This is a genomic window from Marivirga tractuosa (assembly GCF_042140215.1).
Classification (GTDB): Bacteria; Bacteroidota; Bacteroidia; order Cytophagales; family Cyclobacteriaceae; genus Marivirga; species Marivirga tractuosa_A.
On sequence record NZ_CP159478.1, the window covers coordinates 21,495 to 44,564 of the forward strand.

The 23,070-nt window shown below is 34.6% G+C and carries 21 protein-coding genes; 11 read left to right on the forward strand and 10 right to left on the reverse strand.

Features of this window, described 5'->3' with window-relative positions:
* Positions 1-48 precede the first annotated feature (48 nt).
* Positions 49-1,191: an acyl-CoA dehydrogenase family protein gene (locus ABWH96_RS00110; RefSeq protein WP_375579513.1), complete on the forward strand. Its 1,143-nt coding sequence runs from the start codon at positions 49-51 to the stop codon at positions 1,189-1,191.
* A gap of 103 nt (positions 1,192-1,294) precedes the next feature.
* Here ABWH96_RS00110 and ABWH96_RS00115 read toward each other — a convergent pair whose 3' ends face one another.
* From ABWH96_RS00115 to ABWH96_RS00130, 4 genes are all read right to left on the reverse strand, one after another.
* Positions 1,295-2,392, reverse strand: coding sequence for a hypothetical protein (locus ABWH96_RS00115; protein ID WP_375579514.1), 1,098 nt, complete (start codon positions 2,390-2,392; stop codon positions 1,295-1,297).
* A gap of 32 nt (positions 2,393-2,424) precedes the next feature.
* Positions 2,425-3,195 (reverse strand): hypothetical protein, encoded by a 771-nt coding sequence (locus tag ABWH96_RS00120; RefSeq protein WP_375579515.1) that lies wholly within the window; start codon positions 3,193-3,195, stop codon positions 2,425-2,427.
* Between the two features lie 54 nt (positions 3,196-3,249).
* Positions 3,250-6,255, reverse strand: coding sequence for an ATP-binding cassette domain-containing protein (locus ABWH96_RS00125; protein ID WP_375579516.1), 3,006 nt, complete (start codon positions 6,253-6,255; stop codon positions 3,250-3,252).
* A gap of 109 nt (positions 6,256-6,364) precedes the next feature.
* On the reverse strand, positions 6,365-7,240 hold the full coding sequence (locus ABWH96_RS00130) for a hypothetical protein (RefSeq protein ID WP_375579517.1): 876 nt from the start codon (positions 7,238-7,240) through the stop codon (positions 6,365-6,367).
* 285 nt (positions 7,241-7,525) lie between these two features.
* Between ABWH96_RS00130 and ABWH96_RS00135 the strand changes: the two genes are divergently transcribed.
* From ABWH96_RS00135 to ABWH96_RS00155, 5 genes are all read left to right on the forward strand, one after another.
* Positions 7,526-8,239, forward strand: a complete 714-nt coding sequence (locus ABWH96_RS00135; RefSeq protein ID WP_375579518.1) for a pirin family protein — start codon at positions 7,526-7,528, stop codon at positions 8,237-8,239.
* A 93-nt stretch (positions 8,240-8,332) separates the two neighbouring features.
* Positions 8,333-8,896, forward strand: coding sequence for a hypothetical protein (locus ABWH96_RS00140; protein ID WP_375579519.1), 564 nt, complete (start codon positions 8,333-8,335; stop codon positions 8,894-8,896).
* 3 nt (positions 8,897-8,899) lie between these two features.
* A complete protein-coding gene (locus ABWH96_RS00145) occupies positions 8,900-9,829 on the forward strand; it encodes a DUF4249 family protein (RefSeq protein ID WP_375579520.1) in 930 nt (309 codons plus the stop codon).
* Positions 9,826-10,017: a hypothetical protein gene (locus ABWH96_RS00150; protein ID WP_375579521.1), complete on the forward strand. Its 192-nt coding sequence runs from the start codon at positions 9,826-9,828 to the stop codon at positions 10,015-10,017. Before ABWH96_RS00145 ends, ABWH96_RS00150 begins: the two co-directional genes overlap by 4 nt.
* Before the next feature lie 101 nt (positions 10,018-10,118).
* On the forward strand, positions 10,119-12,242 hold the full coding sequence (locus ABWH96_RS00155) for a TonB-dependent receptor plug domain-containing protein (RefSeq protein WP_375579522.1): 2,124 nt from the start codon (positions 10,119-10,121) through the stop codon (positions 12,240-12,242).
* A gap of 378 nt (positions 12,243-12,620) precedes the next feature.
* On the opposite strand, the gene ABWH96_RS00160 is transcribed toward ABWH96_RS00155, so the two are convergent.
* The 3 genes from ABWH96_RS00160 to recF all read right to left on the reverse strand — a co-directional run bounded on the left by ABWH96_RS00160 (position 12,621) and on the right by recF (position 14,918).
* Positions 12,621-13,265, reverse strand: a complete 645-nt coding sequence (locus tag ABWH96_RS00160; RefSeq protein ID WP_375579523.1) for an MCP four helix bundle domain-containing protein — start codon at positions 13,263-13,265, stop codon at positions 12,621-12,623.
* A gap of 132 nt (positions 13,266-13,397) precedes the next feature.
* Positions 13,398-13,724, reverse strand: a complete 327-nt coding sequence (locus ABWH96_RS00165; RefSeq protein ID WP_375579524.1) for a DUF721 domain-containing protein — start codon at positions 13,722-13,724, stop codon at positions 13,398-13,400.
* 99 nt (positions 13,725-13,823) lie between these two features.
* Positions 13,824-14,918 (reverse strand): DNA replication/repair protein RecF, encoded by a 1,095-nt coding sequence (gene recF / locus ABWH96_RS00170; protein ID WP_375579525.1) that lies wholly within the window; start codon positions 14,916-14,918, stop codon positions 13,824-13,826.
* Between the two features lie 109 nt (positions 14,919-15,027).
* On the opposite strand from recF, the gene pdhA reads away from it, so the two are divergent.
* The 4 genes from pdhA to ABWH96_RS00190 all read left to right on the forward strand — a co-directional run bounded on the left by pdhA (position 15,028) and on the right by ABWH96_RS00190 (position 19,242).
* Entirely contained in the window at positions 15,028-16,047 is a 1,020-nt protein-coding gene (gene pdhA, locus ABWH96_RS00175; protein ID WP_375579526.1) for a pyruvate dehydrogenase (acetyl-transferring) E1 component subunit alpha, read from the forward strand.
* Positions 16,048-16,283: 236 nt separating this feature from the next.
* Positions 16,284-16,982, forward strand: coding sequence for a tol-pal system YbgF family protein (locus tag ABWH96_RS00180; RefSeq protein WP_375579527.1), 699 nt, complete (start codon positions 16,284-16,286; stop codon positions 16,980-16,982).
* A gap of 455 nt (positions 16,983-17,437) precedes the next feature.
* Positions 17,438-17,926 carry a 6,7-dimethyl-8-ribityllumazine synthase gene (ribH, locus tag ABWH96_RS00185; RefSeq protein WP_375579528.1) on the forward strand — a complete coding sequence of 163 codons (489 nt, stop codon included), beginning with the start codon at positions 17,438-17,440 and terminating at the stop codon, positions 17,924-17,926.
* Positions 17,923-19,242: an aspartate kinase gene (locus ABWH96_RS00190; RefSeq protein ID WP_375579529.1), complete on the forward strand. Its 1,320-nt coding sequence runs from the start codon at positions 17,923-17,925 to the stop codon at positions 19,240-19,242. Before ribH ends, ABWH96_RS00190 begins: the two co-directional genes overlap by 4 nt.
* 26 nt (positions 19,243-19,268) lie before the next feature.
* Here ABWH96_RS00190 and ABWH96_RS00195 read toward each other — a convergent pair whose 3' ends face one another.
* From ABWH96_RS00195 to ABWH96_RS00205, 3 genes are read right to left on the reverse strand one after another with little or no spacing between them, the layout of a single operon-like run.
* Positions 19,269-20,276, reverse strand: coding sequence for a potassium channel family protein (locus ABWH96_RS00195; RefSeq protein WP_375579530.1), 1,008 nt, complete (start codon positions 20,274-20,276; stop codon positions 19,269-19,271).
* A gap of 29 nt (positions 20,277-20,305) precedes the next feature.
* The gene (locus tag ABWH96_RS00200; RefSeq protein WP_375579531.1) at positions 20,306-20,587 is read right to left on the reverse strand and encodes a DUF427 domain-containing protein; all 282 of its coding nucleotides are present in this window, start codon (positions 20,585-20,587) and stop codon (positions 20,306-20,308) included.
* 28 nt (positions 20,588-20,615) lie between these two features.
* A complete protein-coding gene (locus tag ABWH96_RS00205; RefSeq protein WP_375579532.1) occupies positions 20,616-20,834 on the reverse strand; it encodes a hypothetical protein in 219 nt (72 codons plus the stop codon).
* A gap of 83 nt (positions 20,835-20,917) precedes the next feature.
* Here ABWH96_RS00205 and ABWH96_RS00210 point away from each other — a divergent pair, with 83 nt between their 5' ends.
* Positions 20,918-22,951 (forward strand): cytochrome c biogenesis protein CcdA, encoded by a 2,034-nt coding sequence (locus tag ABWH96_RS00210; protein WP_375579533.1) that lies wholly within the window; start codon positions 20,918-20,920, stop codon positions 22,949-22,951.
* Positions 22,952-23,070 lie beyond the last annotated feature (119 nt).

The following is a 23,070-nucleotide window of genomic DNA, read 5'->3' on the forward strand; positions in this document are numbered from 1 at the left end:
AATTTATATTTGCACTTATTTCAGGAAACGACTAACAACACAAAATTTATGGACTTTGGATTGAATGAAAACCAAGAAATGATTGCGCAAATGGTGCGTGATTTTGGAGCTAAAGAAATTACCCCTCATCGCGACCAATGGGATGAAGAGCAGCATTTCCCAATTGATGTAATGAAAAAATTAGGAGGCCTAGGCTTGATGGGTGTTCTAGTTCCACAAGAATACGGTGGAGCAGGATTTGGTTATGAAGAATACGTAACTGCTATTATGGAATTATCAAAAGTGGATCCATCAATCGGATTATCTATGGCCGCTCACAACTCTCTTTGTACTGGTCATATTATGCAGTTTGCCAATGATGAGCAAAAGAAAAGGTGGTTGCCAAAATTAGCCACAGCTGAGTGGATTGGAGCATGGGGCTTAACTGAACCAAATACAGGCTCTGATGCAGGGAATATGAAAACCACCGCAGTTCAAGATGGTGATTACTGGATTATCAATGGCGCAAAAAACTGGATCACTCATGGTATTTCAGGAGATGTTGCAGTTGTAATGGTGAGAACAGGCGAAAAAGGTGATTCTCATGGAATGACTGCTTTTGTGGTGGAAAGAGGAACTGAAGGTTTTAAAGGAGGTAGAAAAGAAAATAAATTAGGAATGCGATTGTCTGAAACGGCAGAAATGATTTTTGAAGATTGTCGCGTTCATAAGGATAATATTTTAGGGGAAGTAGGAGATGGCTTTATCCAAGCAATGAAAGTATTGGATGGTGGAAGAATTTCTATTGCGGCATTATCCTTAGGAATAGCAGAAGGTGCTTATGAAGCAGCTTTAGCATATAGTAAGGAAAGACATCAATTTAACCAACCTATTTCAAGCTTCCAGGGAATAGCCTTTAAATTGGCTGATATGGCCACAGAATTAGAAGGAGCGAAATTGCTTACTTTCCAAGCTGCTGATTTAAAGAATAAAGGCAAAAGCGTGAATAAAGAATCTGCTATGGCGAAATATTATGCTTCTGAAGTAGCCGTAAGAAACTCAGTAGAAGCGGTGCAGATTTTTGGAGGATATGGTTATACTAAAGACTATCCTGTTGAAAAATATTACAGAGATTCTAAGTTGTGTACTATAGGAGAAGGAACTTCAGAGATTCAAAAATTAGTGATTAGCAGGTCTATTTTGAAAGGTTAATTCTAGAATTGTACATCATATAAAGCAAAACCCACAATGGCTTCCATTGTGGGTTTTTTGTTTGTATTGCTCCTAATTTTATCTGCACTCACTGTCAAGCTATCTATTGACAAATAAATTTATTTTTCTTCGCTAGAAATTGATTTTTTACAAGGAAAACATATTTAAAATGCTTTTCATTTTTTCTAGGCTTAGGATTTAATTTTGAAACTTCAATCGTTCCGAAATTATTCTCTCTATCAATATAAGGGTTTAAATCCTTAAGAAGCCTTTTATTAATAGATTCTATCCCTTGATTTTCAATACTTATTGATTCATTTTCATAAATATTGCTGTAATGCATAATAATAGTATTAACATCCTTTTCGAAAATACCTCCTTCCTCATGATAATATATGTTAGCAAAACTATGTTTGTTAGCTGCTATATGTGCTGAACCAAAAATACCTAAGAAAGAACTATCTGTTGTATTTAATTTCTCTTCTTTAATAATCGAATTCATATTTTCAGCCCAATTCTTGTTTGTATTTCTATCCCGTTCGGAGAAGTGTTGATTATTATATATCAGATAAAGATCAGTGAAGTAAAGCCCTAATGAATTTTGTAAAAATACCTGTGTATGATTCTCAAAATAATGATTAAATGAATTTTTGATACTTTTAAAGAGTTCTAGATCTGTCTTTTCTGGATCATTGATACTTTCTAAAAACAGATTTGTATCTTCTAAAATACTCTTTAATTGAACATCATCACTTCCTATTTCACTTAAAATTATATTAAGCGTCTTTACGAATGGGTAACTTCTATCATAATCCAATCCTATTAAATATAATTTTCCATTTATAGAATTATTGAATTCATAAAGGTTATTCCAAAACTTGCGTCTTTCTTTAGAACTATTGAAATAAAAATCATTACAAATCAGACTCGTATCTCCCGTTTCAAGAAACTTATTATATAAAAATGCACCCGAATAGGAATGTTCTAAAACAATATATTTAAGGTTGTTGGTTTTTACTAAATGTTCTATCAAAGACAGCTGAAAGACCATATTGCTTTTTACATTATGCCTCTCTCCAACTAAAACCAATTTCGAAGAAATATCAATTTTCCTCACTTCTTCTTTAATTTGTGATAGTGAGGGTAATGATATAAAGAATAGTAAAAGAAGATATAAAAAATATATTTTATACTTTTTCAACTTTATGTTTTTATCATTTTAATAGAAATCAATTAAAACTCCTCAAAAACTTTGTCATCCCATTCTTGAGCAACTTTTATATTTCCTAAAGTCCGCTCGCCTCTGCCAGAAGATAAATAGATATCACCATGTTTTTTATAACCAGACCATTCATTGCTAAAGGAGGCCGTGGTATCAGAAGCATTTCTATAAAAATCCCATTGCAAAATCATATGAGTTTCAGGATCGATATAAGCATTGTATTTATTTTGAGGTGTAAAGCCAACTTCTTCAAAGCTTAAGCTGATCATTTCTGCATTTTTGCCTGTTAGGGTTGTATCTTGCCCAGCATATTTTAATTGAACCCCTGGATCCTTAAATTTAAAAGGGAATACCAACCAATAGGAATCATTCACCCAGATTTGCTTTCCTCTTTCAATGTATTGATTTAAAGAATCATTTTCAGTTAATTCTCTATCTCCGATTTTAACACGACCCGTATCTTCATTTATATTGATTAGATAAGTAGAATTTTGACCAGGGAAATCAATTCTTACATTTCCTGTGTATTTATCCCAAATTAAATCGCGGGCGCCCAGGAAATTCCAGGAGATATATCGGGTATTATCCCAATTCTGTTCTCCGCCATGGGCTTCTATTACTTTATCGGCAAGTTCTACTGCCTTAGAATCTGAATTTTCGGGATTGAAATACGCTGATTCTTCTTGAGTCTTTTGAGATTCCTCAGTCTGCTCAGCTTGTTCTTTTGGTTGACAAGCAAAACTTGCCATAAATATTGATGTGATGATTAGTAAGTTTTTCATATAGCTTAAATATAAATTCTGACAAATTGTTTTGTGTGATCTTGAAAATCATCCTTAAAAAGGCTTTTTAAAATTCACGATTTTTCTCAATACATCATAATAAAGTGTTACATAAAGTAAGATACTCATTAGCCAAATAATGGCTAGGTTGAACTGTAGCGTATTGAAAATATATCCACCGAAATGTTTTTGGCCAGCATAAAATTGTGTTCGAAAATCTAATGAATGATTTGCTTGTGGCTCCATATAAACAGGATAAATCTTCTGGATTAATTGACCATCATACTCTATTATTCTATTTGCATCATTGGTATTTTTGACCAGATTAGCTACTGTTTTATTATAATAATTATCTCTTAAATACTCAAATCGCTGTTTTTTCTCTGGGCTGGAGGTAAGCATATAAATAGCTTTTTCCTTTTTTGAATTGGCTTCATTGAAGAAGTTATTATAAAAACGACTTAAGGTATTTAGAAACTCTTCAGTTTTTCTAGCAGTCCATTTGTCAAACTTATCAACTGTTAATTTATGGTATGCATCAAATTTATCTTCTCCAACAACTTCCAATTCAAGGCCTATTTCTCTTTTAAGGAGATTAATGGCTTCAGCAAATTCTTCAGTCTCTCGGTTTTCAATATTTCTTGATAGGAAATCTAATTTAGATTTTAATCTGGGGATATAATAAACCGTTTTATATTCTGATTGAGCCATTTGTTGATCTAATTCATAAAATGGTTGGGCATAGTCATTTGATTTGAACTGCGCAACCATAGAAGCTTCAAAAGCCCAACGAGATGCCATTAATTCTCCTACTAATGGCACTTTATCTGGAGTGGTGATTTGGGGATTTAGATTATCAAACTTCACTACCACTCCACTTAAAATTAATTGAGGAATTAATAATATTGGGATTAAAATATAAATGGTAATAGCAGAATTGAAAGCTGAGGAAATATTTAATCCCAACATATTAGCAAAACAGGCAGTAGTGAATAGAATTGCCCAATACGTAAGACTCATTCCATCAATTTCTAAAATCAAATCTCCTATAATGACATAAGTGAAAGTTTGAACGGCTGAGAATAAGAATAAAATGCCAATTTTTGAGAAGAGATAACTGCTTCTACTTAGATGTAAAAAAGATTCCCTTTTTAAAATCTTCCTATCTTTTATGATTTCCTCAGCACTTACGGTTAATCCCATAAAAAGTGCCACAATAATACTCATAAAGAAGAATGCTGGAATATTAAGATTGTCTATAAATAGATATTCATTCTTTTCATTTTCAGGATAGAAGCGAATAATATAGGCTAATAAAAATGCCAAAATTGGGGCTTCTAATAGGTTGATGAGCAAATATTGACGATTTGCCAATTTTGATTTGAAATCCCGTTTAAAAAATAATACTATTTGCTTTGTCCAGTTGGGAATTTGCAACTCAGGTTCAGGTAATGGGTCAGGATTTTCTACTTTTGGGACTACTAATTGTTGTTCAAAAAGGCTAAACCATCTTTTAGGGCTGATTTTTCTTTCATCTGTAGCTTTTCCGTATTCATTTACCACTTTGGTTTCAATAATATTGAAGATTTGCTCGGGATTAACATTTCCACATTCAATACAAGCCGCCTGATCTTTATCGATAGTATTAATTTGGTTTTTGAAATAGAGAACGGCTTCCACAGGATTGCCGTAATAAATTTGAAATCCGCCAACATCTAGAATCACTAATTTATCAAACATCCTGAAAATGTCTGATGAAGGCTGGTGAATCACCACAAAAACCATTTTTCCTTTTAGACTCAATTCTTTGAGTAAATCCATTATATTTTCCGAATCTCTAGAGGAAAGGCCAGAAGTGGGTTCATCTACAAAAAGAACGGAAGGCTCTCTTAGTAACTCTAAGCCAATGTTCAGCCTTTTTCTTTGGCCACCGCTTATGGTCTTATCCAATGGTGAACCTACTTTCAAGTGCTTGGTTTCTGTTAAACCTAAAGAAGCTAATGTTTTAGATACTAATTCTTCAATTTCAGCTGATGATTTATCATCAAAACAAAGTTTAGCCGCATAAAAAAGGTTTTCATAGACCGTTAATTCTTCAATCAATAAATCATCCTGAGGAACATATCCAATCGTCCCTTTTATAGCATCTGGATTGTCATGAATGTTAATGCCGTTGATTTCAACTTTCCCGCCAGTTGGCCTTTCATTTCCATTAAGGACATTGAGCAAAGTTGATTTTCCTGAGCCTGAGGCACCCATTAACCCAACTAATCTTCCGGTATCTTCCGCAATATTTACATTATGTAAACCTTGATGTCCGTTTGGAAATGTAAAGCTAATATTGTCTGCTACGAATGAAATATTGGGCGTACTATCATCCGTTTTATAATGACTTGCCACATCACTATAGAAGACTGTTTGGGACTTCTCGCCCTTAATGGTACTTCCTGAAGGAAATAAAGTAATGGTATTTTTCCTGAGCGGAATACCATTCATATTCAATTGAGCCTTCCCAAGGTATTTCACAAAATACATTTCAGTACCCGAAAGTTTTAGAACTGCTAAGAATCCTTCCAAATGATCTTCTTGAATGAAATAGGCAGAATCGGCTACTTTCTTGTCATCTTCAGCAACTATCAAAAATTTATCTGATTCAAAATCTTCAATATTTTTAGCAAGGGCAAAAGACTGAATGTAAGCTATAATTTCGGAGGGTAGTTTTATGTTTTCAGCGACACTATCTAAGATCTGAGTTTCTTCCTCTGCTATTTCTCCATCAGCAAGTATTAATTCGATAAGTTGTAGCGCTAAGATTATTTTTTGAGGGTAAGTGAACTCCTCGTTAATTTTATGGCAAATAGCATTAATTTTAGTATCACTATCAGTAGCTGAAGCATTTGTAAATCCATCAAACATTTTCAGATGACGCTCAGCAGATTCTTCTGAAAGGGTTTCAGTTAAAAATTTCTTTACATTGTTTCGCTCATCTTCTGTAACTGTTCCCTTTTTTGCAATAATGGCAAATAACTCTAACAGCGCTTTTAATAGATTTTCACTCATAGCTTAGTTTTGAAATTGAAATATGGAATAGATTAGAAAAGAAAAAAGGGTAGAGACTGCAATTCAACATGCTCCCATACCCTTTTAAAATAATGATTTTCACTTATAATCATCCAGTCACATCATCTCTAATTTTACCCATTTGATTGGTGATATTATCTAAGGTTTCATCTTCTAATAGTTCGGAGCCCTTGCCTTCATCCATCAACTTTTGAACATTAAGTTTTTTATACTCCTCCTTTAAACCCTTAAGGTCTTTTATCAAAGTAGATGTATAATCATCTTGTTCTACACTTTCTAAAAGTTCAATTAAATCAACCAATGGTTCTTCTTGCTTCACAATAACATCAACTAATGGAATTAAAATTAATTTACGAGCATTATCAGGAAGTTCCTTTGGATAATTTTCCACTAATGCAGTTGCGATGTAAAGTCCTTCAATAAAAGAACCCGCTAATAGCAAGGCTGCTACTTTTGGTCTATCTGTTTTTCTTAAATGGTCATCAGCATTATTGATTGCTTCATTAACTATCATAGCTAATGAATCTGTGTTGGAAAGATTGCTTTCGAATCTTTCTACAGTTTTAGGATCAAATGAACCAGAAAGGGCTAACTGGTCGGCCAAAGGTCTGATTTCAGTCATGTAATTCAAGGCTTTTTGAGATTTTTCATAAGCACTTAAATAGGCCACATCTGTTGCGTAAACCCCTAGATTTACAGCTGCTTCATTATTATTGCTGCTGTAATTACTTATATTATTTACGTCATGGATAAGACTTTCATCTAAATCAGCACCCGTTTCCATTAATAAAAATGGGATTTCTGAAGGTGCTGGCATTTCTTTTACTACGCCAGAAATCTTTTCTTTTACTTCATCTTGCGCTTTTTCAAAAGCTTCAGAATTACTTTCTTCCTTTTCTTTCTTTTGTGGACTACATGCTACCACTGCTAAAAGGGATACAATTACGATTGATTTTAAATGCATATTCATTGTTTATGGTTTTTTTCTGATTGACTAAATTTATAAAATAATTTTTATAAATAATATTGTTTTGCCAAGTGGATTCAGAAAAATTGATAAATGGTCAAGATTTTATTACAAAAAATAGATCCTATTTCTTTCTAGCTATCGTAAAAAATATAGAAGGGGAGCAAAACTCAATTGCACCTTTGAATCCATAAACATATAATCATTCACTTTTTTAATGAAAAACGTCACAACTTTTAGCTTTACCCGTAATTACATGTATCTACATATAAATTTAAGATAATGGAAAAAATTATTTATAAAGCAGGATCAAGAGGGCATGCAAATCATGGTTGGTTAAATACCCATCACACTTTTAGTTTTGCTTCTTATTATGATCCAAATAGAATTCATTTTGGAGCATTAAGGGTTCTGAATGATGATAAAATTACAAGCGGAACAGGTTTTCCTAAGCATCCGCATGAAAATATGGAAATCATTTCAATTCCTTTAAAGGGAGATTTGGCGCATGAAGACAGTATGGGAAATCAAGCTATCATTAAGCAAGGAGATGTTCAGGTGATGTCGGCAGGAACTGGGGTTACACATTCGGAATTTAATCCTAATAAAGATATGGGTACTGAATTTTTACAAATCTGGGTTTTCCCGAATAAGGAAAATATTGAGCCAAGATACGGACAAGTGCATTATCCAGTGGAAGATAGAAAAAACAGTTTCCAAATGGTGGTTTCCCCGATAGATGGTGGATTAGATACTTGGATTCAACAAGATGCCTGGTTTCATCTAGCAGATTTTGATAAGGGCCTTGAGAAGAAGTATGAATTAAAGAAAAAGGATAATGGCCTATTTTTGTTTTTGCTTGAAGGAGAAATCGAAATTGGTGGAGAAAAGCTTCAAAAGCGAGATGGAATTGGCTTGCTAAATTTGGAAGAGGTAAATATCAAAGCCAATGAAGATGCTGAAATGTTGCTCATGGAAGTTCCTCTGGAGTGGTAAATGACTAGAATCATATCGAAAATGAAAATTCGATGTGATTCTTTTTTAGCATTTCTACAATAAATCCTATAGCTTTCAGGTTTATGTATTGTCATGAACCAAAAGCACTATTCAACCCTAATCATATTTGTACTTTTCTTTATTTCTATTGAGAGCGTTTATGCTCAAAAAGGACTGAAAGGAAGGAACAACATCAAAGCTTCTCATAGTTATTTTGAGCAATATTTATTTAAAAAGTCTCACTATTTCCAATTAGAATATAACCGTGGTATCACCAGATTTATTGAAGTTGGCTCATTTCTATCAACACGCCCTGATTTTTATCCTGTTATAAGAACCAATCCTTTTACGGATGAATCTTTCATCTTGGAATTAAAGAACAGAGCCTTTCATTACGGGATTCAAAGCAATTTTCACCCATTACAGCTTTTATTATCCGAAGGACATCGCTTTAGATTAGATTTATATATAAATACCAAAATAGGAGGATTTTATTCTCCCGTTTATGATGATTCACTTCGCCCACAAGAACATTTTTTTGAATATGATATTGGGGCTGGATTAGCGTATCATTTATTTCAACATTGGGGGATTTATGCTGAATATAATTACAGATCAGCTATTAATTTCAGATATGGCTTAAGTATAAAATTTTAAAATATGAGAAATTTATTATTAAGTGTCTTTTTTATTTTCATAACTGGACTTTCAAGTTGCACCAAATTGTTGGAAGATGATTTCCCGGAATTTAATGATGACTGGGTCATCAATAATATAATGATTGCAGGGGACAGCATAGAAGTAGAAATAACCAAAACCACTTCCGTAAATGGTAAAGGAAATCCGCCAGTTGAAGATGCATTGGTTAAACTGATGTTTGAAAATGGAACTTTTGATTTGAGTTATGATGAAAATTCAGCCACCTATAAATTGAATCAACAGATTGAAACGAATAAGGAGTACCGTTTTGAGATATATGATGCTTCGCGAGAACTCAAAACGAGTTTCAATCAAATCATACCTGCTCCTCAACCCATCCTAACCATAGAGCATATTGATGTGGCGGGTGTCAATGATGAAGGAGTCAGCCATCCTGCTGTGAAAATAGAAGTCCCTAATAATGCATCAAAGGACTACTTTTACGTGAATATTCGCCTTTTAGAGAGGAATCAATATGAAGATGCCCAAGATGATAACAGAATTGCAATTCTAAATATTGAAGACCCTATTTTATTAAATGAAGGGGTACCTTTTCCTTTATTCTCCAATGAAATAATGACAGGAGATAGTCAGGAAGTTTTGATTAATTACACCACTAGCGGGGCTTCCAGTAGCGGTGGCGGTCCTTGGGTTGCTGATACCTTCCCACTGGTTGTTGAATTATGGACCCTTAATGAAGCATACTATGAGTTTTTAAAGCAAAATTATCAATATGAAAATAGCCGCTACCCCATCATAGGTTCAGGAAACCAAGCCGCTATTTCCAATTTTGATAATATAGAAGGAGCGTACGGAATTAATGCTGGCTATTCTTATGTAAAAACAGATACTATCTACCCTTCTGGAACCGAAAACTATTTTGACCAATGAAAAGGAATATCACCCTTTGCTTGAGTTTATTTATTATATTAAGTTTTGAGTATGCTTTCTCTCAGCAAATTAATGTCTCGGGCTATATTAGAGATGCCTCGGGAAAAGAGAAATTAATTGGGGCTCATATTATCAATACTGACACAAAAAAGGGGCCATTAGTGATCATAACGGCTATTTTTCCTTAGATGCAAAGCTCAGAGACTCTCTGAGATTCTCTTATACAGGATACAAAAGCCAAGTAATTGAAGTAAATGAAAACAGTCAAAATATATTCATTGATCTTCAAATGAATAGAGATTTAAAAGAAGTCAAAGTAATGGGAGTTAGAGATGTTTTCCAGCCCATGACGCAGCTTAGATCTAAGGATTTCAACAATATCCCCACTATAGGTGCAGCTCCAGATGTTTTAAAAGCGGTGCAATTATTTCCTGGCATCACCGCCCAAAATGAAGGAAGCAGTCAGCTGATTGTTAGAGGAGGAAGTCCTGGCGAAAATTTATATATGATTGACAATATTCCATTAATCTATGTCAATCATTTAGGAGGGTTCTATTCTGTTTTCAATCCCGATATGATTAATTCAATGGAAATTTATAAAGATGGGTTTCCTGCACGATATGGCGGAAAATTATCTTCCATCATCAGCCTTTCTCAATATGAAGGAAATGCGGAGGAATTCAAAGGGAATTTTAGTATCGGCCCCATGGCCACCAGTCTTATGGTGGAAGGTCCTGCGCTCAACAAAAAGGCAACCTACATGCTAAGTGCCAGAAAAACGATGATTGATGGATTAATGGCATTAGGGACTACACTTTCTGGTGGCAATGATTTTACCTTTGCTTATGGCTTTCATGATATAAATGGGAAATTCACCTATAATTTAAATGATAGGCATACTTTTTCAGCTAACTTTTATCAAGGTGATGATTATATGAATTTATGGGCAGAATCGGCTTCAACTATTCCTAATACGATAGGAAAAACCCGATTGCAGACGGTTTGGGGAAATTGGCTTGGGGCTCTGCAATGGAAATATAAACCCAGTTCAAAACTTGTAGGTGAAAACAGTTTATCGGTGGTTCGTTATCGCTTAAAAAACAACAGTTTCTATTTTGAAGATGAAGATAATAATGAGCCTACATTTGATAATCGTTTTCGATCCTCACTGATGGATAACCGCTTGCAGTCAGATTGGAAATATTTTAATAGTAATTCTATAACTACGCATTTTGGCGCACAATTATCTTACAAAATCCATCAGCCAAACAACACGAACGCACAAAACATTATTACCGAAAATGAAATCATTCCTGTATTGGAAGGGGCTCTTTATTTTGATGAACACATAGATTTCTGGGAAAATAGTTCATTAAAAGTTGGGGGCAGGTTTAACTTTTATCAGAATGATACTTATTCAGATTTTGATTTTGTACAGAGAGGGCAATTAGCAATAGGAGTTACTTCTAACCAATGGTTATTAGCTCGCTTTACCAGTGCAAGCCAATACGCACATTTGCTTTACACCACTGGAGACATTGGTGCAAATGAGATTTGGATTCCTGCTGATGAATACGCACCTGCTTCTAGATCCACACAATATTCTTTAGGATATAAAGCAAATTTTCAGGAAAATATGTGGCAATTGGAAAGCAATATCTATTATAAAGAGCTGGATAATTTGACCACCTACAAAGAAGGAATAGCAGCAGTATTAGGTGATTCCAATTGGAAAAACAAAATCACTAGTGGAGGCACAGGTGAAAGTATGGGTTGGGAAACCATGCTGAAAAAATCAAAAGGTAAGTGGACGGGTTTTGCCTCCTATACTTTATCGAAAACGGAATATCAATTCCCTGAAATTAATAATGGAAACCCTTATGTTTTTGAATATGACAGACCACATATTTTTAACATCAATATAAGCACAAAAATTAATGAAAAATGGGACTTCTCTGCTAATTGGACTTACCAAACTGGGCTTCCTTTTACTCCTGCATTAGGGCTTCGCAATACCCCAGACCCATTTAACCCTGAAATAGATAGGGAAACCTTAATTTACGGTGAAAGAAATTCAGATAGAATGCGAGATTTTCACCGACTGGATCTAGGTTTCAATTATCATAAGATTACAAAAAGAGGAAATAGAGCGATTTGGTCATTCTCCATATATAATGCTTACAGTCGCCAAAATCCTTATTTTAATTACTATCATGTTGATAACAATGATGATTTTTCTTTAGGGCAATTAGAATTTTCAGATCAGCCGATGAAATTATACCAGAGAAGTTTCTTTCCTTTTCTACCATCATTCTCCTACAAAGTTTACTTTGACAAGGGGATTTTTAAAAGGAGATCAAAAGAAGAAAGAGAAAACAGACCCAGAAGCAATTTTTGGTATCACAAAGAATAGAATTGGTCGGAAATTAGGGCCTGCTTAAAAAGTCTCAAGTGCCTTATATACAATCGGGCAAAGTGAAGGAGTATTGTTATACTTCGAGCTTTAGCCCGGGAAGTAGAGGAGGTGCTCTAGCCTCAAACACCTACCAAAAAACTATTATTTAGTATTCACTACCTAAATAGGTATAAAGTTCATTTTTGTTATTTAATCTGTTTTTAAGCAAGCCCTAAAATAGAAAAGGGCAGTATTGCTACCACCCTTTTCGCCTACAACCATAAAACTATGAACGGTAACCAGCCATCCACAGAAAGATTTCAACCAAAACCTTCTATATCAAAGACAACCAATCATCCAAAAGGGTTGGAACAACATTTAAGTTTTATTGATAATCTAGTTTAATGGCAGATTATTATTGTCCTTTCGTAGACTACCTCGAATTGATTTGGAATTAAAAATTAAAGCCTGAGTAATAAGCCCCAAAATTATCAAAAGGCCTAATTCTAAATAGGATAAACTTGCATTGCTCGTCACAATAGATCTTGAGTTTTTGTATAGTGCTTCCCCCTCCTTCATTTGAATTTTAGACAGCTTATTCAACATAATTATATTTTTATCATATAAACTGTTTAAATGAGCAATTTCTAATTCTGGATTTTCTTCTATTGCTCTAAGTTGATCGTTATTTCGAAGTAAATTTTTAAAAACTTGCTGTTCCCCGACTGTTAGAAAAGTAGTTTGGTAATCTTTTAGCAAAAAATCAATTTCAGTATTAATGGATGCAATTTCACTTTTGATTTCAGAGCTTTGTTTGACTTTGTATTGGGTTAGTAAATATTTTTTTTCATGTGTGGCAGAAGCTAATTTGAAAATATAATTTTCTACCACAAGCCTATCTTTATAAACTGAACCAAAAGTTTCCCCTAGTTCATTTATATTGTTGTTCTCCCAGCGATTATTAATTAATACAATGACCAATATTATAGCAATAGCGGAAGCTAATTTTAGTTTTTGTTGAACGAAATATGAAAAGTGCATAGGGCATTTGCTTTAAATAAAAATAAGATAATCAATCTTTCAGACACTTAATAATGATAAAGCATAAATACTTACGTCTGTTAGAGAAAATGACTTATACCTCAATACTTCCGTACTTCGAAACCTTCAAACTTATAACAACACTATCTCCTTCACTACCTCTTTACCAAGCTCCTCCCTAAACAAATGAATGATCCTTTCTTTGCTCATTAGTAATTCTTGCTTCAAAGCACTGGATTCAACCGTAACAAAAAGCTTACTGTCTTTCATGAAAACCCCTTTGGTTCTGCTGGCAATAGCCTTTCCCATTAATTTTGGCCACAGATTTACCACTTGTGTTTGGTCTACTTTTCTATTGAGGTGATAAGCATCAAACATTTCATTGATTACCTGTCCAAGCGGAGTAGCTTCTGATTTTCTGATACTGGCGGGATGTGGGTTTTTCTTTTTGTTATACATTGTCTTGAGATTTTATATGGAATCTATTAATTAGTCTCATAAACACCTTTTATTTGGTACATAATATCAGATAGATACAAATTTTTCTCATTTAATTGCCTAATAGGCTCTATTTAGGTCCAGTTCAAAAAATTTCTTTTCGGTGTTAATATCTTTCAAATACTCCTTACTTCTTTCGGGTCTGGCATCGGTCAGAAATATTTGTCCAAATCTTCCGTCTGCCATCATTTTCAATAAATAAGCAATTCTTTTATCATCTAGTTTGTCGAAAATATCATCCAACAAAAGAAGAGGCTTTTGATTTTTGGATGTTTTCAGAAGCTCAAATTGCGCTAATTTCAGGGCAATAACAAATGATTTCTGCTGTCCCTGTGAACCAAATTTCTTGACAGGCTTCTCTTCCGAAAGAAACACATAATCATCTTTATGAATTCCCAATGTAGTTCTTCCTTGGCGGAAATCTTTTTGATGTTGAGCTTTAAAATCCTTTTCAAATGAATTTGTTACTCGGGTATCATAATTTATGGTTACCCCTTCCTGATTATCCGATAAATCTTTATAAAACTCTTGAAAAATGGGCAAGAAATTTTCCATTAAGAATTTCCTTATTTCAGCAATTTTAATGGCCAAAGGAATCATTAATTCATCATATGGTGCCAATTGATCGGCTGAAAACCTATTTTTCTCCAAAAAGGATTTCAGCAAAGCATTTCTTTGTTTTAGAAGATGATTATAATTTACCAATAGCTTTAAATATTCCTGATCGAGTTGGCAGAGTAAATTATCAAAAAACTTCCTGCGCATTTCACTTGCCTCTCTTACGATATCCGTATCCTGTGGAATAATCATCACTAAGGGCAATTTCCCAATATGCTCGCTTAATTTCTCATATTCTTTTCCTCCCCACCTCACCATTTTTTTCTCACCTAATCGAACTGCACAAAGCATTTCGGTGGTTTTATCCTCCACTTCAAAATTGGCTTTGATGGAGAAAAAACTTTCATCATGCAAAATATTATCTTTATCCACCGAATTGAATGCACTTTTGGTAAAAGCGAGATAATAAATGGCATCCAACAGATTAGTTTTACCAATTCCGTTTCGCCCTAAAAAGCAATTAATTCCATCCACAAAGGAGAAATTTGCTTGCGGATAATTTTTGAATTGAGCTAATCGGATATTTTGGAGCTTCATTTTTCGCACTTGTGGGTTTTTTCGTTATTTTCGCATCCCGGAACAAGAGAAACAAAGTTAAGTTATTCTTTTGTGACGAAAGAAATTCATAGAAAAAAGTAAAAGCAATATGGCTACAAAGAAATCAAAAACTGCCAATAAAAAGAGTTTCGACAAAGAAACCTATATGGAATGGTTCAAGTCCATGTCCTTGATGAGAAGATTTGAGGAGAAAGCCGGTCAATTATATGGTCAGCAAAAAATAAGTGGTTTTTGCCACCTTTACATTGGACAGGAGGCTTGCGTAGCCGGTGCTGTTAGTGCATTGAAGAAAGGTGATAAATATATCACTGCTTATAGAGACCATGCTCATCCAATCGGATTAGGTACTGATCCGAAGTTCGTAATGGCGGAATTATTCGGAAAAGAAACTGGGGTTTCCAAAGGAAAAGGTGGTTCTATGCACATGTTTGATAAAGAAAATCATTTCTTTGGCGGTCATGGAATTGTGGGTGGACAAATCCCACTAGGAGCTGGTATTGCCTTTTCTGAGCAATATAAAGGAACAGATAATGTTTGCATTACTTATATGGGTGATGGAGCTGTTCGTCAAGGAGCTTTCCATGAAGCATTAAATATGGCAATGAGCATGAAATTACCTGTTATTTTCGCAATTGAGAATAATGGTTATGCCATGGGTACTTCCGTAAAAAGAACTTCTAACGTTACTGAATTGCACACTTTGGGTGAGGCTTACGATATGCCTTCAAAGGGTGTAGACGCCATGAATGTGGAAAATGTACACAATGCAGTAGCAGAAGCAGCTGAAAGAGCAAGAAAAGGTGATGGGCCAACTTTATTGGAGTTCAGAACTTATAGATATAAAGGTCACTCAATGTCTGACCCTGCAAAGTATAGAACTAAAGAGGAGCTCGAAGAATACAAAGGCAAAGATCCGATTGAGCAAGCCAAGGAAGCTATTTTGAAAAATAAATATGCTACTGAGGATGAGTTGAAAGAAATTGATAACGCAGCAAAAGAGCAAGTGAAGGAATGTGTAAAATTTGCTGAGGATTCTGATTTCCCTCATGTGGATGAAGTTTACAGAGATGTTTACGCTCAGGAAGATTATCCTTTTATAGTGGACTAAAAATATTTACTACTAAACCTATCAGGTTTCAAATTGAAATATCATATAAGCTGATGTAAGGAGCAAAGCTGATAGGTTTAACTTTTAAAAAACATAAAGATTGCAAGTAAACTATCTTATTAAAATATGACATCTTTACTTTAATGGGTTAAATCACAAAGCTTTAAACTATTAAACGATGGAATTGGGTATTAATAAATAAATTTTTATAGCTTTGCGGTCTTAAAATAGTGGCAATGGCAAAAACAAAATCTAAAGAGAAACAAGGATCGGAGTTTTATGAAAACCCTGAGGTATTAGCTCAGCAACTTTCTAAAACAGAAGAATTCATTGAAAACAATAAAAAAATAGTATTTGGTTTAGGGGGAGTAATCGCCTTGATCATTGTAGCCTTTTTTGGTTACCGATACTATATGAATAATCTTAACCAAGAAGCTCAAAAGGAAATGTTCCAGGCGGTTTATTGGTATGAAAATGGAGAGTATGACTTAGCCTTGAATGGTGATGGTAATAACTTCGGATTTTTAGCTATTGTGGAAGACTATGGGTCAACTAAAGCAGGGAATTTAGCAAGCTTTTATTTAGGAAGTATTTACCTACATCAGGGTGAATTTGAAACCGCTATTGATTATTTAGAAGATTTCAGTAGTGATGATTTGTTAGTGCAGGCCAGAGCCTACGCTTTAATTGGAGATGCCTATATGGAATTAGGTAATTATTCTAAAGCAGCAGGTCAATATGGTGAAGCAGCAAGCTACAAAAGCAACAAGGAATTCAGTCCAGTTTATTTGATGAAACAGGGATTGGCTTACGAAAAAGCGAATGATATAGAAGCAGCTATCGGAAGCTACCGAAAGGTGGTTGAAGACTTTAGTGATTCCAAACAGAAGGTGGAAGCACAAAAATACCTATCCCGATTAGAGACTCAAAAATAATTTAATTAGAAAAATAAATTAAGGAAAAGGGATAGGTTGAAAAAGCCTCTCCCTTTTTTTTATTATAAAACATTTTATTAAAAACCTTTTACAAATACTACAAAGACATCTAAAAAAAGCTGAAGGGTGCGGGAAGGGAGTGTCCATGCAAAGCGAGTTACAATAGAAAAAGAAAGTCTTACGCTTTTATTTCGGCAAAGCCGAAAAAGGTAACTCACGCAAAGACGCAATGGCGCAACGACCTCGCAACGCAAAAAAAGAAGAGAAAAAATGACTGTTCATATCTATGATTTAGAGCCTTATTTTCCTTTGCGAAAACTTTGCGCCTTAGCGGCTTTGCGAGACATATTAAGCGTCAAAGACGCCTGCGGACTTTTTCTTATGTAGTAGTAAAAAGAAATATAAACTTGAAACAATATTCTTTGTGTAATTAACATTTATGATTAATAAAAAATATGGCATCAAATCTTAAAAACCTTAGCGAACATTCCGGTAAAAACATGAAAGGATTGCAAGACAAAAAATTTGCAATCGTAGTTTCAGAATGGAATGAAGAAGTAACAGAATCATTATACAATGGCGCTTATGAAACATTGTTGGAAAATGGAATTCCCAAAGAAAATATTCAAAAGCATTATGTGCCTGGAAGTTTTGAGTTGAGCTTGGCCGCACAATGGATGGCTGAAAGAAACGAAGTTGATGCAGTAATTTGTTTAGGCTGTGTTATTCAAGGAGAAACAAAACATTTCGATTTTATTTGTGATGCTGTGGCTCATGGTATTACCAATGTCAGCCTTAAATACAACAAACCCGTTATTTTCGGGGTTCTGACTCCCAATACACAACAGCAAGCTTTAGACAGAGCTGGAGGCAAGCATGGAAACAAAGGAGATGAAGCTGCATTTACCGCACTAAAAATGTTAGGATTAGCAAAAGGATTATGATTGTTTTAAAATTTGGTGGGACTTCTGTAGGCACGCCCCAAGGAATGAATCAGATTCGTGAAATCATCACGAAAGACCATAATAAAAAATTAGTAGTACTTTCAGCTCTTAGCGGAGTGACCAACATATTGGTGGAAATAGGAGAAAGGTTACGCAAAAAGGAGCATGAGCAGGCTAATAAGGTTATTAAGAAGCTTCAAAAAAGATATGATGAATTTGTGATAGAGCTATTTGACACTGAAGTGTTCAAAAATAAAGCAAATGTAATCATATCTGAAAGCATGGACTTTATCAGAACGTGTGTTGAAAAACCATTCACGAATTTGATTGACAAAGAACTACTTGCCCAAGGTGAACTGATGTCGACCAATATATTCAATTTGCACCTTCAAGAGCACAAACTAAATAGCGCATTAATTAATGCACTTGATTTTATTAGAACGGATGCTGTTTCTGAGCCAGATGAAGCCTTTATCAACAAAGAATTGTCAGATATCTTAGTGAAGCAACCTGCTGAAACGAATCTGATCATCACTCAAGGTTATATTTGCCGCAACGCTGAAGGCAATATTGATAATTTAAAAAGAGGCGGCAGTGATTATACCGCTTCTTTGGTGGGTGCCGCTTTAAATGCAGATGAAATCCAAATTTGGACGGATATTGACGGGATGCATAATAATGACCCGAGAGTAGTAGAAAAAACTTTTAGCATACCGGAGCTTTCATTCGAGGAAGCGGCCGAATTGGCTTATTTCGGTGCGAAGATTTTACATCCTTCTTGTATAAGACCTGCACAAAAAAGAACAATTCCTGTTCGCTTGAAAAACACTATGAAGCCTGAAGCAGCGGGCACGCTAATTCATACTAAGGAGGGCGCAGGCGAAGGTATCAAAGCGATTGCTGCTAAAGATGGTATTATTGCCATTAAAGTAAAATCGCTTCGCATGCTCATGGCCTATGGTTTTTTGAGAAGAGTGTTTGAAATTTTTGAGAAGTACAAGACCCCTATAGATGTAATTACCACTTCGGAGGTAGCCATATCGGTAACGATTGATAACGTTTATTATTTAGATAGTATTTTAAGTGAATTGCGTCCTTTTGGGGAAGTGGAAGTGGATCAAGAGCAAAGCATCATTTGCTTAGTGGGAAATATGGTAGCCGAAAAACCAGGCTTGGTCAGCAAAATTTTTGCTGCACTCCAAGATGTTCCAGTGCGTATGATTTCCTATGGAGGAAGCCGACATAATATTTCTGTGGTTGTGGATACTCAGTATAAAAAGGAGGCTTTGAAGAAGTTGAATGATGGGGTTTTTTGAAATCTTAGGGGTTTATTTAAGCCCCTTTATGCAACAAACTCATCCTTAAAAGCCTTTACAGATTTTTTATCTCCAAGTAAAATAATAACATCGCCTTCATTGCAACGAACATCTGAGTTAGGACTGAAAACAAATCCTTCTTTTTTATCTTTAAAAGCTAAAACGGTTGCACCTGTTTTATTTTTAACATCCATTTCACCCAATGAAAGATTTTTAAATTTATCTTTAAGAAGATTGTGATTTATTTCCTCTAAGGAATATTCCGAATTTTGATCGCCATTGAGTATTTCCAAAAACTGCACTACACTTGGTCTGGTAACTAATGATGCCATGTAGGAACCACCGACCCTATCGGGCATTACCACATGATCTGCTCCAGCTCTTTTTAATTTCTTTTCAGTATTTCTCTCTGTTGCTTTGGCAATGATTTGAATTTGTGGATTAAGCTCTTTTGCTGTTAAAGTTATAAAAACATTATCTGCATCACTAGGAAGAGTGGTGATGAGGGTGCTTGCTCGTTCAACTCCAGCTTCAACCAAAACAGATTCTAAAACAGCATCACCATGGAGTAATTGATAGCCTTTTTCGTTATTGAAATTATTAATAACATCTGCATTTTTTTCAATGAAAACAATTTCTTTTTTGGAAACCCTTAATCCATTTCCGGCAATTTCTCCATTTTTTCCAAATCCACAGATAATGATATGATTATTTAATTTTTCCAATGCTTTTTTGTCGGTATAGGTTTTGTAAATTTCCTTAAATCGCCCTTCAAATAAGAAGGAAGAAATTACGGAAGCTGTATAAGCAAATAAACCTAAATTTAAGATAATATAAAATACCGTAAACAGCTTCCCATCATCACTTAAAGGTTGAACCTCTTTAAATCCAACGGTTGAAAAAGTAATAACGGACATATAAACGCCATCTCGAAAATCATAGCCTTCAATAATCATAAAGCCTAGACTGCCGAGCAAAATACTGGCTATAATCATCAAGAAAGCATAAAAAAGTTTCTTTAAAGCTGACTGCATGCTTAAATTTAGGTAAAAAGAAGTAATTTCTATTCTGTTACCTCCACACCCTTCCAGAATGCTACATAATTTTCGAATTTTTTAGCCATTTCCTTAGTGTCTGGATAGTACCATGCAGCATCTTTATTTTCTTTGCCATCTACTTTTAAGCTGTAATAAGAAGCTGTTCCCTTCCATGGACAGACTGTATTATAATCAGTCTTTTCATAGAACTCCTTTTTGATTGATTCAGGTGGGAAATAGTGATTGCCTTCGATAATGATAGTATCATCACTTTCAGCTACTACTTGATTGTTCCAAATTGCTTTCATAATTATAGATTTTTAGATTTATGATACTTTAACTTTCTAACTTCACTTTATAAATAACCCCTTGCCCAAAACAGCAAATACCGGAATTAAATACTACCAAAGCGAAAGTGCCATAGTAAATCCAGCTCCATCCTTCAGGGTTTTGAATGCGGTATAAACCAGCATCAATTGCCAGGCTTAAACCAGCACCTATTAAAATTAAACCTAAAATTGTGAAAAATAACCATTTTCGCTTTATCGCCTGCATGACATATGTAACATTTGTTCCAACAAAATTTAACTATCTTCGTGTTTTAGTTTTGTAAGACGAACAGGCGTTATTAAAAGTTTATGAGATATTTAGTTTACAGCCTACTTTTAGTGGGTTTATTTTTGCAAAACACTTTTGCCCAAGTAATTAAGCCCATTAGTTGGGAGAGCTCCATTTTAGAAGAAAACTTAGAAGTAGGTGATACGGCTACTCTTTCCTTCCGAGCGGAAATTGATGAAAATTGGTATTTATATTCATCGGATTTCGATCCGGATTTAGGACCTATGCTTACTGAATTCGAATTTGATGAGGACGATTCTTATCAATTGGTTGATAGCATCATTCCAATTAACCCCTCTGAAGGTTATGATGAAATTTGGGAAGGAGATTATACTTATTTTAAAGGGAAAGGTGAGTTTCAGCAAAAAGTAATCATAAAAGAAATTCCATTTAAGATTGAAACGAGCAATAGTTACCAAGTTTGTTCTGATGTAGACGGTAAATGTATTCCGTTCAGTGATGATTTCTCATTCGGTAAAAAAACAAAATCCTCTGCTGGTACATCAGATGTTGATCAGAAAGAAAAAGCATCAGCTGAAAAAGAAGGTAAAAAAAAACTAATTGATCTTCAGCAAAAAGATTCAAACTCCCCTTATTCCCTATTAGCCTTCATGCTAGTGGCTTTTTTGGCCGGTTTAGCTGCCTTATTAACACCCTGTGTTTTCCCGATGATTCCCATGACAGTTACTTTCTTTACGGGAAAAGCCAAAAATAGAGCGGGAGCTATTCGTCAGGCGGTAATTTATGGGTTGTCAATCATTGTGATTTATGTGGTAGCAGGAACTATTATAGCCGTAATCAATGGCCCTGAATTTGCCAATTGGCTCAGTACACACTGGATTCCTAATGTATTTTTCTTTCTAGTATTCTTTATTTTTGCATTATCATTTCTTGGATTATTTGAAATCAATCTGCCTTCTAGCTTTGTCAATAGAGTAGATGCCAAAGCAGATAAAGGAGGTTTAGGAGGCGTTTTCTTTATGGCTTTTACATTGGTTTTGGTTTCATTTAGCTGTACTGGTCCAATAGTAGGAAGTATTTTAGTAGAATCTGCTGGTGGAATGGTAATTAAACCACTTTTAGGGATGTTTGCTTTTAGTTTAGCTTTTGCAATACCATTTACCCTATTTGCAATTTTCCCTGAATGGTTAAATAGTTTACCAAAATCAGGTGGATGGTTAAATTCTGTAAAAGTAGTTTTAGGGTTTTTAGAACTGGCTTTAGGTTTGAAATTCTTAAGTATAGCCGACCAGGTTTACCATTGGGGAATTTTAGATAGAGATATCTATTTAGTGCTTTGGATTGTCATTTTTGCAATGCTTGGCCTTTATTTATTAGGCAAATTAAGATTGCCTGGAGACAGCCCAATTGAAAAGCTATCCGTAGGAAGATTGATGTTGAGTTTAGTGACTTTCAGTTTTGTATTATATATGATTCCAGGATTATTTGGTGCTCCATTAAAAGCACTTTCAGGTTATCTTCCTCCTATGAGTTCACATGATTTTGACCTTCCAACTCTTATTCGAGAAAATAGCGGAGGCTCTGGAGTAATAAGTGCTGAAGATCAATTATGCGAAGAACCATTATATGGAGATATGCTACATTTCCCACATGGAATAAAAGGCTATTTCGATTATGAACAAGCCTTAGCCTGTGCAAAAGAGCAAGGCAAACCAATTTTTGTGGATTTCACAGGTCATGGTTGTGTAAACTGCCGCGAAATGGAAGCAAGGGTCTGGTCAGATCCTAAAGTATTGAGCAGATTAAAAAACGATTATGTGATGTTGGCTTTATATGTAGATGAAAAGACTGAATTACCTGAAAAAGATTGGTACACCAGCGAATATGATGGAAAAGTAAAGAAATCAATAGGTAAGCAAAATGCTGATTTTCAGATTACACGTTTCAACAATAATGCTCAACCTTATTATGTTTTGCTGGATACTGATGGGGAATTATTGATTGAGCCAATCGCTTATGAAAGAAGCATTAGCAAATTCGTTGATTTTCTTGATGAAGGTAAAGAAAAGTTCGAAGCTAAAAACAAGCCTTAATCAGCTCTTTTTTACTTTCTTTGCCGAATATTCAGTATTAGAATCGAGTTTTAATGTAGGTATACTGAATTTTAATTTAAAGTATAAGAAGAACTAACCCGACCAATTCCGAGGAACTC